The sequence below is a fragment of the Streptomyces sp. NPDC053427 genome (assembly GCF_044544985.1).
Classification (GTDB): domain Bacteria; phylum Actinomycetota; class Actinomycetes; order Streptomycetales; family Streptomycetaceae; genus Streptomyces.
Genome location: NZ_JBITYA010000002.1, coordinates 201,245 through 215,493, shown reverse-complemented (window position 1 = coordinate 215,493; position 14,249 = coordinate 201,245). Strand labels below are relative to the sequence as shown.

General features: G+C 71.3%; 12 protein-coding genes and 3 tRNA genes. 13 read left to right on the top strand and 2 right to left on the bottom strand.

Annotated elements, in window-relative coordinates; genetic code table 11:
• Positions 1 to 120: 120 nt before the first annotated feature.
• From ACIGWZ_RS05685 to ACIGWZ_RS05660, 6 genes are all read left to right on the top strand, one after another.
• Complete coding sequence (locus ACIGWZ_RS05685; protein WP_400061168.1) at positions 121 to 1,383, top strand: NAD(P)/FAD-dependent oxidoreductase; 1,263 nt, start codon at positions 121 to 123, stop codon at positions 1,381 to 1,383.
• A gap of 9 nt (positions 1,384 to 1,392) precedes the next feature.
• On the top strand, positions 1,393 to 2,436 hold the full coding sequence (locus ACIGWZ_RS05680) for a pyridoxal-phosphate dependent enzyme (protein ID WP_400061166.1): 1,044 nt from the start codon (positions 1,393 to 1,395) through the stop codon (positions 2,434 to 2,436).
• 62 nt (positions 2,437 to 2,498) lie between these two features.
• Positions 2,499 to 4,406, top strand: a complete 1,908-nt coding sequence (gene dnaG / locus ACIGWZ_RS05675; protein WP_400061164.1) for a DNA primase — start codon at positions 2,499 to 2,501, stop codon at positions 4,404 to 4,406.
• 178 nt (positions 4,407 to 4,584) lie between these two features.
• Positions 4,585 to 5,574 carry a helix-turn-helix domain-containing protein gene (locus ACIGWZ_RS05670; protein ID WP_400061162.1) on the top strand — a complete coding sequence of 330 codons (990 nt, stop codon included), beginning with the start codon at positions 4,585 to 4,587 and terminating at the stop codon, positions 5,572 to 5,574.
• 234 nt (positions 5,575 to 5,808) lie between these two features.
• Complete coding sequence (locus ACIGWZ_RS05665; protein WP_400061160.1) at positions 5,809 to 6,240, top strand: hypothetical protein; 432 nt, start codon at positions 5,809 to 5,811, stop codon at positions 6,238 to 6,240.
• A 337-nt stretch (positions 6,241 to 6,577) separates the two neighbouring features.
• A complete protein-coding gene (locus ACIGWZ_RS05660) occupies positions 6,578 to 7,816 on the top strand; it encodes a sigma-70 family RNA polymerase sigma factor (protein ID WP_400061158.1) in 1,239 nt (412 codons plus the stop codon).
• A 27-nt stretch (positions 7,817 to 7,843) separates the two neighbouring features.
• Here the strand turns inward: ACIGWZ_RS05660 and ACIGWZ_RS05655 are convergent, their stop codons facing one another.
• Both ACIGWZ_RS05655 and ACIGWZ_RS05650 read right to left on the bottom strand, forming a co-directional pair.
• Entirely contained in the window at positions 7,844 to 9,325 is a 1,482-nt protein-coding gene (locus ACIGWZ_RS05655) for an FGGY family carbohydrate kinase (protein WP_400061156.1), read from the bottom strand.
• 118 nt (positions 9,326 to 9,443) lie between these two features.
• Complete coding sequence (locus tag ACIGWZ_RS05650) at positions 9,444 to 9,743, bottom strand: YtxH domain-containing protein (RefSeq protein ID WP_400061155.1); 300 nt, start codon at positions 9,741 to 9,743, stop codon at positions 9,444 to 9,446.
• Between the two features lie 263 nt (positions 9,744 to 10,006).
• On the opposite strand from ACIGWZ_RS05650, the gene ACIGWZ_RS05645 reads away from it, so the two are divergent.
• From ACIGWZ_RS05645 to ACIGWZ_RS05615, 7 genes are all read left to right on the top strand, one after another.
• Positions 10,007 to 10,079 (top strand) — tRNA-Asn (locus tag ACIGWZ_RS05645).
• 5 nt (positions 10,080 to 10,084) lie between these two features.
• Positions 10,085 to 10,157, top strand: a tRNA-Asn gene (locus ACIGWZ_RS05640).
• 191 nt (positions 10,158 to 10,348) lie between these two features.
• A tRNA-Ile gene (locus ACIGWZ_RS05635) sits at positions 10,349 to 10,425 on the top strand.
• 747 nt (positions 10,426 to 11,172) lie between these two features.
• Entirely contained in the window at positions 11,173 to 11,790 is a 618-nt protein-coding gene (locus ACIGWZ_RS05630; RefSeq protein ID WP_400061153.1) for a LysE family translocator, read from the top strand.
• A 327-nt stretch (positions 11,791 to 12,117) separates the two neighbouring features.
• Positions 12,118 to 12,846, top strand: a complete 729-nt coding sequence (locus ACIGWZ_RS05625) for a maleylpyruvate isomerase family mycothiol-dependent enzyme (RefSeq protein WP_400061151.1) — start codon at positions 12,118 to 12,120, stop codon at positions 12,844 to 12,846.
• 144 nt (positions 12,847 to 12,990) lie between these two features.
• Positions 12,991 to 13,530 (top strand): thioredoxin, encoded by a 540-nt coding sequence (trxA, locus tag ACIGWZ_RS05620; RefSeq protein WP_400061149.1) that lies wholly within the window; start codon positions 12,991 to 12,993, stop codon positions 13,528 to 13,530.
• Positions 13,527 to 14,123, top strand: a complete 597-nt coding sequence (locus ACIGWZ_RS05615; protein WP_400061147.1) for a histidine phosphatase family protein — start codon at positions 13,527 to 13,529, stop codon at positions 14,121 to 14,123. The genes trxA and ACIGWZ_RS05615 overlap by 4 nt, the downstream gene beginning before the upstream one ends.
• Positions 14,124 to 14,249: the final 126 nt, after the last annotated feature.

The following is a 14,249-nucleotide window of genomic DNA, read 5'->3' as shown; positions in this document are numbered from 1 at the left end:
AGCGCGACGGAGCGCGAACGGAAGCGGGGTCAGGAAAACGGGGGCAGGAAAACGGGGGCAGCACCGGGGCGTTCACGGACGCGGACGCGGCCGTACGGCACCGCAACGAGGAGGAAGCAAGTGGTCGACGCACACCAGACGTTCGTCATCGTCGGGGGTGGCCTGGCCGGGGCGAAGGCAGCCGAGACGCTGCGCTCGGAGGGCTTCACCGGCCGGGTGATCCTCATCTGTGACGAGCGCGACCACCCCTACGAACGCCCCCCGCTCTCCAAGGGGTATCTGCTCGGCAATCAGGAGCGGGACAGCGTCTTCGTCCACGAACCCGCCTGGTACGCCCAGGCCCACATCGAACTGCACCTCGGCCAGCCCGCCGTCCACCTGGATGCCGCGGCCAGGACCGTACGCCTCGGCGACGGCACCCAGATCGTCTACGACAAACTGCTGCTCGCCACCGGCGCCGAGCCCCGCCGCCTGGACATCCCCGGCACGGGACTCGCCGGCGTGCACCACCTCCGCCGCCTCGCCCACGCCGAACGCCTGCGCGGCGTGCTCGCCTCGCTCGGCCGGGACAACGGACACCTGGTCATCGCCGGCGCCGGCTGGATCGGCCTCGAGGTCGCCGCCGCCGCCCGCTCCTACGGCGCCGAGGTCACCGTCATCGAGTCCGCGCCGACGCCGCTGCACGGCGTCCTGGGCCCCGAACTCGGCGCCGTGTTCACCGACCTGCACCGCGAACACGGCGTCCGCTTCCACTTCGGCGCCCGCTTCACCGAGATCATCGGCCAGGACGGCATGGTGCTCGCCGTGCGCACCGACGACGGCGAGGAACACCCCGCCCACGACGTGCTCGCCGCCATCGGCGCCGCCCCCCGCACCGCCCTGGCCGAACAGGCCGGACTCGCCCTCGTCGACCGCGAGGACGGCGGCGGCGTCGCCGTCGACGCCGCGCAGCGCACCTCCGACCCGCACATCTACGCCGCCGGCGACGTCGCCGCCGCCCACCACCCGCTCCTCGGCAGCCGGATCCGCGTCGAACACTGGGCCAACGCCCTCAACGGCGGCCCCGCCGCCGCCCGCGCCATGCTCGGCCGAGAGGTCAGCTACGACCGCATCCCGTACTTCTTCTCCGACCAGTACGACCTCGGCATGGAGTACTCCGGCTACGCCCCGCCCGGCTCCTACGACCAGGTGGTGTGCCGGGGCGACGTCGGCAAACGGGAGTTCATCGCCTTCTGGCTCGCCGAGGGCCGCCTCCTGGCAGGCATGAACGTCAACGTCTGGGACGTCAGCGACGGCATCCAGCAACTGATCCGCGCCGGGAACCCGTTGGACGCCGACACCCTGGCCGATCCGGAGGTTCCGCTGGAGTCGCTGCTCCCTTAGCGTGCCTGTATGACCGCTCGGAAGACCGGCAGCCCCGCCGACCCCGCCCGCCCCGCCGCCGTCCCGGCCGTCACCCTCGATGACGTCCGGGACGCCGCCGGCCGGCTGGCGGGCATCGCCCACCGCACACCCGTGCTGCGCTCGCGGACCCTGGACGCGCTGGTCGGCGCCGAGGTCTTCCTCAAGTGCGAGAACTTCCAGCGGGTCGGCGCGTTCAAGTTCCGCGGCGCCTACAACGCCGTCTCGCGGCTCTCCCCGGAGCAGCTGGCCCGCGGTGTCGTCGCCCACTCCTCCGGCAACCACGCCCAGGCGGTCGCGCTGGCCGCCCGCGAACTGGGCAGCCGCGCCGTCATCGTGATGCCCGAGGACACCCCGCGCTCCAAACTGGACGCCACCGCCGGATACGGCGCCGAGATCGTCACCTACGACCGCTACACGGAAGACCGCACCGCCCTCAGCCGCCGGCTGGCCGAGGAGCGCGGCCTGGCCCTGATCCCGCCGTACGACCATCCGCACGTCATCGCCGGACAGGGCACCGCCGCCCTCGAGCTGATCGAGGAGACCGGCCCGCTGGACGCGCTGCTGGCACCGGTCGGCGGCGGCGGCCTGATGGCGGGCTCGGCCACCGTCGCCACGGCCCTGGTGCCCGGCATCCGCATGATCGGCGTCGAGCCCGAGGCGGGCGACGACACCCTGCGCTCCCTGGCGGCCGGCCATCCGGTCACCATCCCCGTCCCGCGCACCATCGCCGACGGCCAGGCCGTCGAGGCACCCGGCGACCTGACCTTCGCCATCAACCAGCGGCTCCTCGACCGCATCGTTCTCGTCACCGACGACGAGATCCGCGCCGCCATGAGGCTGGCCTTCGAACGACTCAAGATCGTCACCGAGCCGAGCGGCGCCAGCGCCCTCGCCGCCCTCCTCGCCCACCGCATCGACCTTCCCTCAGTGCCCGGACGGCCCGGGCGGGCCCCCCATCCGCCCCGGATCGGCGTGATCCTCTCGGGCGGAAACATCGGCATCGACCGCTTCCTGGAGCTGATGGCGGGCTGATGCGGGGCCCGGGGAAGGGGCGGGCGGCGGGGACTGTCCGACCCCGGCCGTAGAATTCACGCGTGGCAGGCAGGATCAACGATGACGATGTGAAGGCGGTACGGGACGCGGTCCCGATCGACGCCGTCGTGTCCGAGTACCTCCAGCTCCGCAACGCCGGCGGCGGCAACCTCAAGGGCCTGTGCCCCTTCCACGACGAGAAGTCCCCGTCCTTCCACGTCAGCACCGCCAAGGGCCTCTACCACTGCTTCGGCTGCCAGGAGGGCGGCGACACCGTCGACTTCATCATGAAGATCGACCACCTCTCCTTCGCCGAGACCATCGAGCGCCTCGCCTCCCAGGCCGGCATCACCCTGCGCTACGAAGAGGGCGGCTACACCCCCGGCCGCCAGCAGGGCGAACGCACCCGCCTGGTCGAGGCCCACAAAGCCGCCGCCCAGTTCTACGTCGACCAGCTCGACAGCCCCGAGGCCGAGATCGGCCGTAAATTCCTCGCCGAGCGGGGCTTCGACCAGGCCGCCGCCCAGCACTTCGGCGTCGGCTACAGCCCGGCCGGCTGGGACCACCTCACCCGCTACCTGCGCGGTCGCGGCTTCAGCGACCAGGAACTGGTCCTCTCCGGCCTCTCCCAGGAGGGCCGCCGCGGCCCCATCGACCGCTTCCGCGGCCGCCTGATGTGGCCCATCCGCGACATCGCCGGCGAGGTCGTCGGCTTCGGCGCCCGCAAGCTCCGCGACGACGACAACGGCCCCAAGTACCTCAACACCCCCGAGACGCCCCTCTACCGCAAGTCCCAGGTCCTCTACGGCATCGACCTCGCCAAGAAGGAGATCGCCAAGACCAACCGCGCGGTCGTCGTCGAGGGCTACACCGACGTCATGGCCTGCCACCTCGCCGGCATCACCACCGCCATCGCCACCTGCGGCACGTCCTTCGGCGAGGGCCACATCAAGATCCTGCGCCGCCTCCTGATGGACAACGCCGGCTCCGAGGTGGTCTTCACCTTCGACGGCGACGCCGCCGGCCAGAAGGCCGCCCTGCGCGCCTTCGAGGACGACCAGAAGTTCGCCGCCGAGACCTCCATCGCCATCACCCCGGGCGGCATGGACCCCTGCGACCTGCGGCTCGCCAAGGGCGACGCGGCCGTCGCCGACCTCGTCGAGTCCCGCACCCCCCTCTTCGAATTCGCCCTCCGCCACGTCGTCTCCCGGCACAACCTCGACACCACCGTCGGCCGCGCCGCCGCCCTCGACGAAGCCGCGCCCATCGTCGCCAACATCAAGAACAGCTCCATCCAGCACGAATCCGCCGTCCAGCTGGCCGGCATGCTCGGCATCCTGGACACGCAGTTCGTCGTCAAGCGCGTCTCCCAGCTCGCCCGCTGGGCCCGCGAGCGCGGCCGCGACGGCCAGCACCACTCCCGTACGCCCCACCGCGCGCCGACCGCCGAGGCGCCCCCGCAGCCGACCGCCCCCCGCGGCCCGGCCCTCAACCTCCGCAGCCCCGCCCACCGCGTCGAACGCGAACTCCTCAAACTCGCCCTCCAGCGCCCCGACCTGGTCTCCCCGGCCTTCGACGCCTACGGGACCGACGAGTTCACCGCCCCGCCCTACGCCACGGTCCGCCAGTGCATCGAGGACGCCGGCGGCGCCACCGCAGGCGCGGCCGACGCCGAGTACGTCCCCCGGGTCCGCGAGGCCGCCCCCAACGACACCGTCCGCGCCATGGTCACCGAGCTCGCCGTGGAGCCCCTGCACACCCGCCGCGACCCCGACGAGGCCTACGCCGGCGTCCAGTTGGTCGCCGTCCGTCTCGCCGCCGTCAACCGACGCGTCACCGAAATCCGCGGCACCCTCCAGCGCCTCGGCTCCCACGCCGACCCCGAACACCTCGCCGCCGTACAGAACGAACTCTGGGTCCTGCAGCAGTACGGCCAGTCCCTCCGCGAACGCGGCTACGCCGCCCTGTAGGGCCGGGGCGCGGCCCGGGGCCGCCGGTCGCCCGGCCGGGCTGCGCCGCACGCACGCAGCGGCTCGCTCCCCGCACACTGCGCATCCGTGGCCCGGGGACGCTCCCCGCCGCGGCGGAATCGGCACCCGGTCCAGGGCAACGAGGCAGTATGCAAGGTCACGAGGCAGAGGAGACCGGATGCTGACCGAGACCGAGTTCCGAACCGAAGATCTACCCGCTGCGGACCGGTTCGACTTCTGGAAAGAGCGCATGGCCCGAACCCATGCGCCGCTGGACCTGCACAGCGAATATGCGGAGGATTACCAGGCACAGCAGCGCGTGCTGGATTTCGGCACGGCTCACGTCTGGCCGACGGCGTACCAGTCCCTTCGATTCCGCCGGACCCCGAAGCTCATCCGCCAGTCCGATCCCGAGCAATATCACATCGGGATCCCTCTGCAGGGGGCCAACCGAATATCCTGGGGTGACCAGAAGATCGTCCAGGGGCCTTACGAGATACAGGTCTTCGACAGCTCACAGGCCTTCGAAATCAATTCTGCCAACGGCCGCGATCTGTTTTCGGGGATCGGGGTCGAAGTGCCCAAGGCGCTGCTTCACCTGCCGCGGACCAAGCTGGACGGACTGTTCACCCAACGCATATCCGGGCGGGTCGGGATAGGCGCCCTGCTCATGCAATTCCTCACCCAGCTGACGTCGGACACCAGCCCCTATCAGCCATCCGACGGCCCTCGTCTGGGAACGGCCCTGATCGACCTGCTGTCCGCACTGTGCGCGCATGCTCTGGAAACCGACCGCGCGATTCCTCCGGAATCCCGCAACCGGACCTTATTGCTCCGCATCCGGTCCTACGTTCAGCGGAACCTGCACGACCCGCGACTGACCCCCGGTGCGATTGCCGCCGTGCACGGCATCTCCACCAGCTATCTGCACTGCCTCTTCCGGACCGAGCAGGAGACGGTCGCCGCCTGGATCCGCCACCAGCGCCTGGAACGCGCCCGCCGCGATCTCACCGACCCCGCGATCTGCACTGTCGCCATCCACGCCATCGCCGCCCGCTGGGGCTTCACCCGGGCCGGCGACTTCTCGCGCGCTTTCCGTGCCGCCTATGGCATGACGCCCAAGGACTACCGCCACCAGGCCCTCCTCGGCCCCAAGCCGATCACATGAACCCATTGCTAAGAACTGTGCACCCGGTGCTAACGACTTCCGACGGTGTCACCGGCAAGCTGGGCGAGAGCTGCCGACCGGGTGATGAAGTCCCGGGTAATTCCCGAGTCGCGTAACCGACAATTGCCGGTCGGTGTCGCGCCAGGACCGGAAATGACATGTGCCGCATGGGGTGTTGCAACGGTCGGTGCAGCTGAACGGGTAAGTCACAGCGATCCATCAAAGGATAGAGACATGCTCTCCAAATCGTCGCGTCCCGGGCGCGCCATCGCCACCACGGCGGCATTGACCGCCCTCGGCGCCATCGGATTTGCCGGACCCGCTGCCGCCGCTCCTGCGGCGCCTACCGTCAAGGCCTGCACGCTGAAGGCATTTGTGCCGTACGAGAACGGAAAGGACATGTGGGGTACCGTCAGCGCCAACAACTGCGGCGGTAAGTGGGACAAGGTCACGGTCATCCTCTGGGCGGGCAATCCCGCACCGGGCGGCGTCCAGTGGTGGGCGCAGGACTCGGAGAGCAAGAAGGTCGGCAGTTCCGTGTCGACCTGGCCGGCGACCAAGCGCTGCTCGGCTCCGCTGATGTACCGGACCGAGGTGCTGGCGAGCAAGGGAGGGGCCTTGGTCAAGACTTTGAACAGCAGCGCGATCTCCATGGGCAAGTGCTAGGCCGTCCCCTTCGGGGCATCTGAATCGTTGGCGCGGTCGCGTAGATCATCGGCGGGTGATCTACGCGACCGCTTTCACGTACCGCACCGGCTGTCCTTCGGCGCAGCCGTCCGCCGGGTCGGCTCATGGGGGGCGTACGCAACCGGCTGCGGCTGCGGACGGTGCACGGGGGGCGGATCTTCACCGCTGCGCCGGCCCGAGCCGAAGGCCCCTCCCGGGCGGGGCCCCGGGCCGCCCCCACAACACCCCGCGGTAGCCGTCCGGTCACGGACCGGACTCAAAAAGTGGACGCACGCCCCTCGTGGCGGGAGTGTGTCGTACTCCACACTGAGGAGCGGTGCCTCAGTCCTCGGAGCGCGGCGGGTCCGGTTGCCCTGATCCGGAATCCCCCGCGGAACCGCACTTGACGTACGGGACGGACGGCGGCTCGGCCGCATCCGTACCCGACCTTTCTGCCGCCTTCGCAGCGATCACACTGGAGGTCGCCCCCGTGCAGACCCAGACCCTCGCCGACGCGCCGGCCCCCGCGGAGACGGCCACGGAGCCGGTCACCGTGCCGCAGCAGCCCAAAGTACCCACCGCCGAGGCGCTCACCGAGGAGATCGCCCCCGAACCCCAGGAGCCCCGGGACGCCCCGGGACCCCCGCCCCGCCCCGATGCGGGCGGCCCCTCCTCCGACCTCTTCCGCCAGTACCTCCGCGAGATCGGCCGGATCCCGCTGCTCACCGCCGTCGAGGAGGTCGAGCTCGCCCGCCGCGTCGAGGCCGGCCTCTTCGCCGAGGAGAAACTCACCAGCACCCCCGACCTGGACTCCCAACTCGCCCACGACCTCGACCGGTTGGTGGTTCTGGGCCGGATCGCCAAACGCCGCCTGATCGAAGCCAACCTCCGCCTCGTCGTCTCCGTCGCCAAGCGCTACGTCGGCCGCGGCCTGACCATGCTCGACCTCGTCCAGGAGGGAAACCTCGGCCTCATCCGCGCCGTCGAAAAATTCGACTACGCCCGCGGCTACAAGTTCTCCACCTACGCGACCTGGTGGATCCGCCAGGCGATGTCCCGCGCCCTCGCCGACCAGGCCCGCACCATCCGCGTCCCCGTCCACGTCGTCGAACTGATCAACCGCGTCATCCGCGTCCAGCGCCGGATGCTCCAGGAACGCGGCTACGAACCCACCCCCGAAGAAGTCGCCGCCCACCTCGACCTCACCGAGGAACGCGTCAGCGAAGTACTGCGCCTGGCCCAGGAACCGGTCTCCCTGCACGCCCCCGTCGGCGAGGAGGACGACGTCGCCCTCGGCGACCTCATCGAGGACGGCGACGCCGCCTCACCCGTCGAATCCGCGGCCTTCCTCCTGCTCCGCGAACACCTCGACGCCGTCCTGTCCACGCTCGGCGAACGCGAACGCAAGGTCGTCCAGCTCCGCTACGGCCTCGCCGACGGCCGCCCCCGGACCCTGGAGGAAATCGGCCGGATCTTCGGCGTCACCCGCGAACGGATACGGCAGATCGAATCCAAGACCCTCAACAAACTCCGCGACCACGCCTTCGCCGACCAGCTGAGGGGCTACCTCGACTGACGACGGCCCGCCCGATGCCCCTACGGCTCACGCCTCCTGCCGGAACGCCCCCGGGTGGGTCTCCTCGCGCACCGCCGCGAACTGCTGCCGCACCGCCTGCCCGACCGCCAGCTCGTCACCCGGCTCGAAGACCTGACTCGCGGCCGCCGGCCACTGGGGCGGGTCCACCCACGGCGAGCCGCCGCCCGGCCCCGGCTCCGCACCGGCCGCCGGGGCGAGCGTGCCATGGGCCACCCCCCACGCCCACGCCGCCTGCCGGGCCGCACCCAGCGCCGCATACTCCGCCGGCTGCGGCACCACGACCCGCACCCCGAACAGCCCCGGCGCCGCCGCCTGCACCGCACCCAGCTCCGCCGCAGCACCCAGCAGGAACACCCGCCGCACCACCATCCCCCGCCCCCGCAGCACATCCAGCGCATCGGCGAGACCGCACAGCATCCCCTCCACGGCCGCCCGCGCCAGATGCTCCGGCCGCATGCTCTCCCGCCGCATCCCGTGCAAGGACCCGGCCGTGTGCGGCAGATGCGGCGTCCGCTCGCCCTCCAGATACGGCAGCATCACCATGCCGTACGCACCCGGCGACGACTTCAGCGCCAGCTCGGACAGCCCCTCCAGGTCCGTCCCGAGCATCTCCGCGGCACCCCGCAGCACCCGCACCGCATTGGTCGTGTGCACGACGGGCAGATGCCGCCCGGTGGCATCCGCGAACGACGTGATCGTGCCCGTCGGATCCGCCAGCGCCTCGTGATGAATCCCGAAGACGGACCCCGAGGCGCCGAGCGACACCACCGCATCGCCCTCGCCGACCCCCAGCCCGAACGCCGCCGCCATCGTCTCGCCCGTACCCGCCGAGATCAGCAGCCCCTCCGGCGTGAACCCGGCCGTCCCGGACGGCCCCAGCACCTCCGGCAGCCGCACCTGATGGCCCAGCGCCAGCTCGATCAGATCCGGCCGGTACGACCCGGTCGCCGCCGACCAGAACCCCGTCGCCGAAGCCCCGCCCCGGTCCGTCGTATGCCGCGCGGGCCGCCCCAGCAGCTGCCACGCCAGCCAGTCGTGCGGCTGCATGACCTCGACGATCCGCGCCGCGTTCTCCGGCTCGGTGCGCGCCAGCCAGCGCAGCTTGGTCACCGGGTGCGCCGCCTGCGGCACCGTCCCCACGGCCTGCGCCCACGCGCTCCGCCCGCCCAGCGCGTCCACCAGGTCCGCGGCCGCGCTCTGCGCCCGCTTGTCGTTGCCGACCAGCGCCGGCCGTACGAGATTGCCCTCCGCATCCAGCGGCACCAGCCCGTGCGGCTGCGCCGAGACACCGATCGCCTGGACGCCCTCCAGCAGCCCGCTGCCCGCGGCCTCGCCCAGCGACATCAGCCACGCCTGCGGATCGGCCTCGGGCCCCTTCTCGACAGGGTGTGGCGCATACCCCCGCCTGATGACGGCACCCGTATCCGCATCGCAGACCACGATCTGTGTGCTTGCGGACGAACTGTCCAATCCGGCGACTATCCCCATGCCCCGATTTTGCCCCATGGGACGGATAAACGGATAAGGAGAGCGTCGGCGGGCGGTCGGCGCGGGTGGTCAGCGGGGGCCCGGCCCCCTGCCGGCGGCCGGGAAGATCACCGCAGGCTCAGGTGTTGCTGGTGCCCCAGTCGTCCTCGGCGTCCGGGCGCTGCTCCCGCAGCGAGCGCACCCGGTCGGTCACGGACGACGGCAGCCGGTCGCTCACCTTGGCCGAAACCGTGCCGAAGGCCCGCGACGCCGCCTGGCGCCCGCTGAGCGCCGCGGACTCGGCGGTGTTCCGGACGGCGGGGTTCTGCGCGATCCGCTGGGCGCCCTTGCGCAGCTGCTCGTACCGCTCCCGGCCGGCCCGCGTGCCGAGCACATATCCGATGGCCAGTCCCGCGATGAACGTGAGCCGGTAGCGCATCGCTCCACCTTCCCTCTCGTCGGTCCCGCGCGCCGTCGCCGAAGCCGCCGCGCCCCGATGCCGCTCGATCCCGCCCGATGCCCGTACGCACCGGACCGCCGGGCTGTGCCGCCCGCCTACCCGCCGGAGCCGGAGATCACCCGGAGCCGCCGGTGGGATACCGATTGGCGGAGCACCCCCCTGCTTGCGCTAATGTATGTGTCGCAGCGAGCGCGCGCCGTCCGGAGGCCCGGACGGGAGTGCATTCGAGGCACACAGAGCAATCCCCTGTAGCTCAATTGGCAGAGCAGCCGGCTGTTAACCGGCAGGTTACTGGTTCGAGTCCAGTCGGGGGAGCTCGGTCCCCTGTAGCTCAATTGGCAGAGCATTCGGCTGTTAACCGGAGGGTTACTGGTTCGAGTCCAGTCGGGGGAGCAGAGAGAACGAGGACCCCGCAAGGGGTCCTTTTTCTTGTGCCGTGGAACCGAACCACCCTTGATCGAAGTCCTCTTGGGCGTGCATGGCCGCACGAGGGCAGCCCAACGGCAGCCCACACGGGCAGCAGATCGTATGAGCGGCTATGCTGCGGCAGACGGCGCGCACAAATGTGCGCGGCGCGCCGTGAGGGGGCGGTAGCTCAGCCGGTTAGAGCAGCGGACTCATAATCCGTCGGCCGTGGGTTCGAGTCCCACCCGCCCCACCACAGCCTGGTGAAGCAGAAACGATCAGACCAGGTGAGACGCACTGACAAGGGCCGCCACGCACACCGTGGCGGCCCTTTTTTCGGCTCCCGGCCGTGATCCGGTGGCCATGCGCCGGTCCTGCGGTGACGGCGCGGTGGCCGCCGGAGCGGATCCGGGGGCGGGGGCGCGTGGCCCTCCCGCGAGCGCCCCGCGCTGTGCGCCCGCTCGATTGTTCGATGTCGCTGGCCGGTGGCCGGTGCGCCCTCCCCTCCCCGCGCGACCGCCGTCATGCCGGTTCCTCGCGCGAATGGCCCAGAGGTCACCGTTGGCGACGCGGTGGACCGGCAGGAAACGGTCCACGTAATCAATCGGCCGAGGGCGAGAGTTCGGCCCCCGGCGGCCGTCATTGTCAAGGCCGGTCAGCCATCCGGGAACGTCGAGACATTGACGCGGTGGTTCCTGTGCGGTGTCCGGAGTTTGCGGACAACTGCGGGACCGGCGACCGAGAAGAAGCCGAGGGAAATCCGAGTGGGAACTCGGGCGGAACTCGGGTGGGAAAGCGGTCGGCCCGGTGAGGGAGCGCAGGGTGTCCACCACCGCCGTCGGACAGGAGGTCTGACGGAACATCGCCTCGGCGGCTCTGCGACCACCGCGGGGGCGGGGATTCCGGTGGCGGTCGCCTCGGCCCGAACTCATGTGCGCCGAGGACGTCGGCCGTGACCGTTCTCACCCCTCGCCTGCGAGCGTTCCGCAGCAAACTGACTCCCATGTGGACGCAGATACTCACGGCAGCCGGAGTGCTCGCCCTGCTCACCGTGGTGCCGGGGCCGGACATGGCCGTGGTCACCAAGCGCGCGATCGCCTCCGGCAGGGCGGAGGCCCTGCGCAGCGCCGCCGGCATCACCACCGGGCTCCTGGTGTGGGGCGTATGCACCGTTGTCGGGCTCGCGGCGATCCTCGCGGCCTCGGCGGAGGCCTACTTCGTCGTCAAGATCCTGGGCGCCGGGTACCTGGCCTTCCTCGGTCTGCAGGCTCTCTGGCAGAGCCGCCGCTCCGCGCCGCGGACCGCCGAACCGACGGCCAAGGGTTCGGGGCGCGCCTACCTGACGGGTCTGACCACCAACGTCCTCAACCCCAAGATCGCCGTCTTCTACACCGGTCTGCTGCCGACCCTGACCCCGGACGGGATGCCCGCGGCGGCCGGCATGGCGCTGCTGGTCCTGCTGCACGCAGCACTGAGCCTGACCTGGCTCGGCGCGTACGCCTACCTCGTCTCCCGGGCGCGCTCGGTCTTCGAACGGCCCCGCGTCCGCCGCCTGTTGGACCGCGTGACGGGCGTGGTGCTCATCGGCTTCGGGGCGCGGGTCGCCATGGAGGCCAACTGAGCGGCCAACCGAGAGACCAACCGAGAGGGCTTGCTGAGGAGTGGCCCCCGGCCGGCGGTGAGGCGGTGGGCTAAGCCGCCGTCGATGCCCGGGGTCCCGTCGGCGACCGGCGCTACGCGGTGCGGGACGCCGAGGGCAAGTTCGGCCCTCTCCCCCTCGGCCTCCTGGCCACTGCCACCCCCGACCGGGTCCGCGCAGCCGACACCGGGCGCCAGCCAGGAGTGCGGAAGGCCGTTCGGGTGAATGTCGGGATGCGGCACCAGGTTTCTGCTTTGCGGAATACGGTGAGGGTGCTGGGGTCGAGGTCGCCGAACAACGGAGAGAGTGGTGGAGACGGTGGACGCCTTGGAGATCGCGCTGCTGGCCTCGGTCGATGAATCGACGAAGCGGTTCGTGGAGACGGTCGGCGGACTCACCGAGCGGCAGGTCGCCGGGGACACCTTGATTCCGCCCTGGACGCGAGGCCATGTCATCACCCATGTGGCGCGGGCCTCGGACAGCCTCTGCCGGTTGCTGGAGGGCGCGCGGACGGGCACGGAAATCCCGCAGTACGCCAGCATGGCCGCGCGCGAGGAGGAGATCGAGGCCGGGGCGGATCGGCCGGTCGCCGCGCTGGTCGACGACGTCATGGAGAGCGCGGCCCGCTTCGACGCGGCGGTGCGGGCGCTTCCCGAGGAGGCCTGGCGGAGCCGTGTACGGCTGCGCACCGGCGAACTGCGCACCCCCGGGAGCCTGGTGGCCACCCGGGTACGGGAGCTGGAGGTCCATCACGCGGACCTGGCGGCCGGATACACCTTCGCAGACGTACCGGAGGCCGCGGCCCGGTTCGTCATCGACGACGTCATCGGCGCGCTGGCGGTGCGGGACGGGGTGCCGGGGATGCGGATCGAGGCGACGGACGTGGATCTGGTCCGGGACATCGGGGCCGGCGGCGGCCCGCTCGTCACCGGACCGCTCGGGGATCTCCTGGCCTGGATCACGGGGCGGGGACGGGCGGCGGCGGGACTGTCCGTTTCCGGGGCCCGGGGTGTGCCGGATGCGCCGTACTGGATCTGAGATCGGACCCGGCGCCGGATCTGGGGCCGGGGCCGAGAGGTGGCGCCCGGACCTGTTCCGCGCGGACCCGTTCGTCATGCTCCGGGCCCGTACGAAGCGGTGTCGCCTGCCACGCGGCCGCGTGGGGATTGCCACCCAGTTCGGATGTCTAGGACGGCGTTCGGTGGGCAGGGGAGCGGGACGGTTCGGTATGTGGAATACGGCGCGGATTGCGGCCGTTACCGCCTCTGGATACGGACCGGACATCGACCCCCAGACCGGAAGCAGGAAGCACGCATGAGCACGGTAGAGCTCACCAAGGAAAACTTCGACGAGATCGTCTCCGGCAGCGACTTCGTCCTGATCGACTTCTGGGCCGAGTGGTGCGGCCCCTGCAAGCAGTTCGGCCCGGTCTTCCAGCGGTCGTCCGAGAAGCACGACGACCTGGTCTTCGCCAAGATCGACACGGAGGCCCAGCCCGAGCTGGCGCAGGCGTTCCAGATCCAGTCCATCCCGACCGTGATGATCGTCCGCGACAACATCGCGGTGTTCGCCCAGCCCGGCGCGCTGTCGGAAGCCGACCTGGAAAACGTCATCGGCCAGGCCCGCGAGCTGGACATGGACGAGGTCCGCGCATCGGTCGCCGAGGCCCAGCAGGCCGAGCAGGCGCAGAGCGAGCAGGGACAGCAGGCGCAGGGCAAGTGAGTGAACTGCTGCTGATCCGGCACGGCGAGACCGAGTGGAGCCGGAACGGCCGGCACACCGGCCGGACCGACCTCCCGCTCACCGCGGGCGGCGAGGAGCAGGCCCGCGGGCTGCGCCCGCTGCTGGCGGGCCGCAAGATCGGGCAGGTGTATGCCAGCCCGATGGCGCGAGCCCTGCGCACCGCCGAACTCGCCGGTCTCGGGCAGCCGCAGATAGACCCCGACCTGCAGGAATGGGACTACGGCGGTTACGAGGGCGTCACCACGGCCGAGATCCACCGCAGCAGGCCCGACTGGTACCTGTTCCGCGACGGCGTCGCCCCCGGCCCCGCCGAACACCCGGGGGAGACGCCCGCACAGGTCGGCGCGCGCGCCGACCGGGTGCTGGCGCGGATCGCGCCGCACCTCGAGGCGGATGAGGGAGACGTGGCCCTGGTGGCCCACGCCCACTTCCTGCGCGTTCTGACCGCCCGCCGGCTCGGCCTGCCGGCCGCCGCGGGCGGGCTGTTCACGTTCGAGACCGGGGCGGTCGGCGTCCTGGGGACCGAGCACGACCGGCCCGCGGTGGTCGCCTGGAACACCCGGAGCCTGTGAGCCGCACCGGTGGCCGGATGACTGGCCGCCGGATGCCCGGCTGCGGGACGACCGGCTGCCGGACGACCGGCTGCCGGGCGGGCCGTTACGGGGCGGCCATTGGGGTCTTCGCGCACCCGCAGGGCG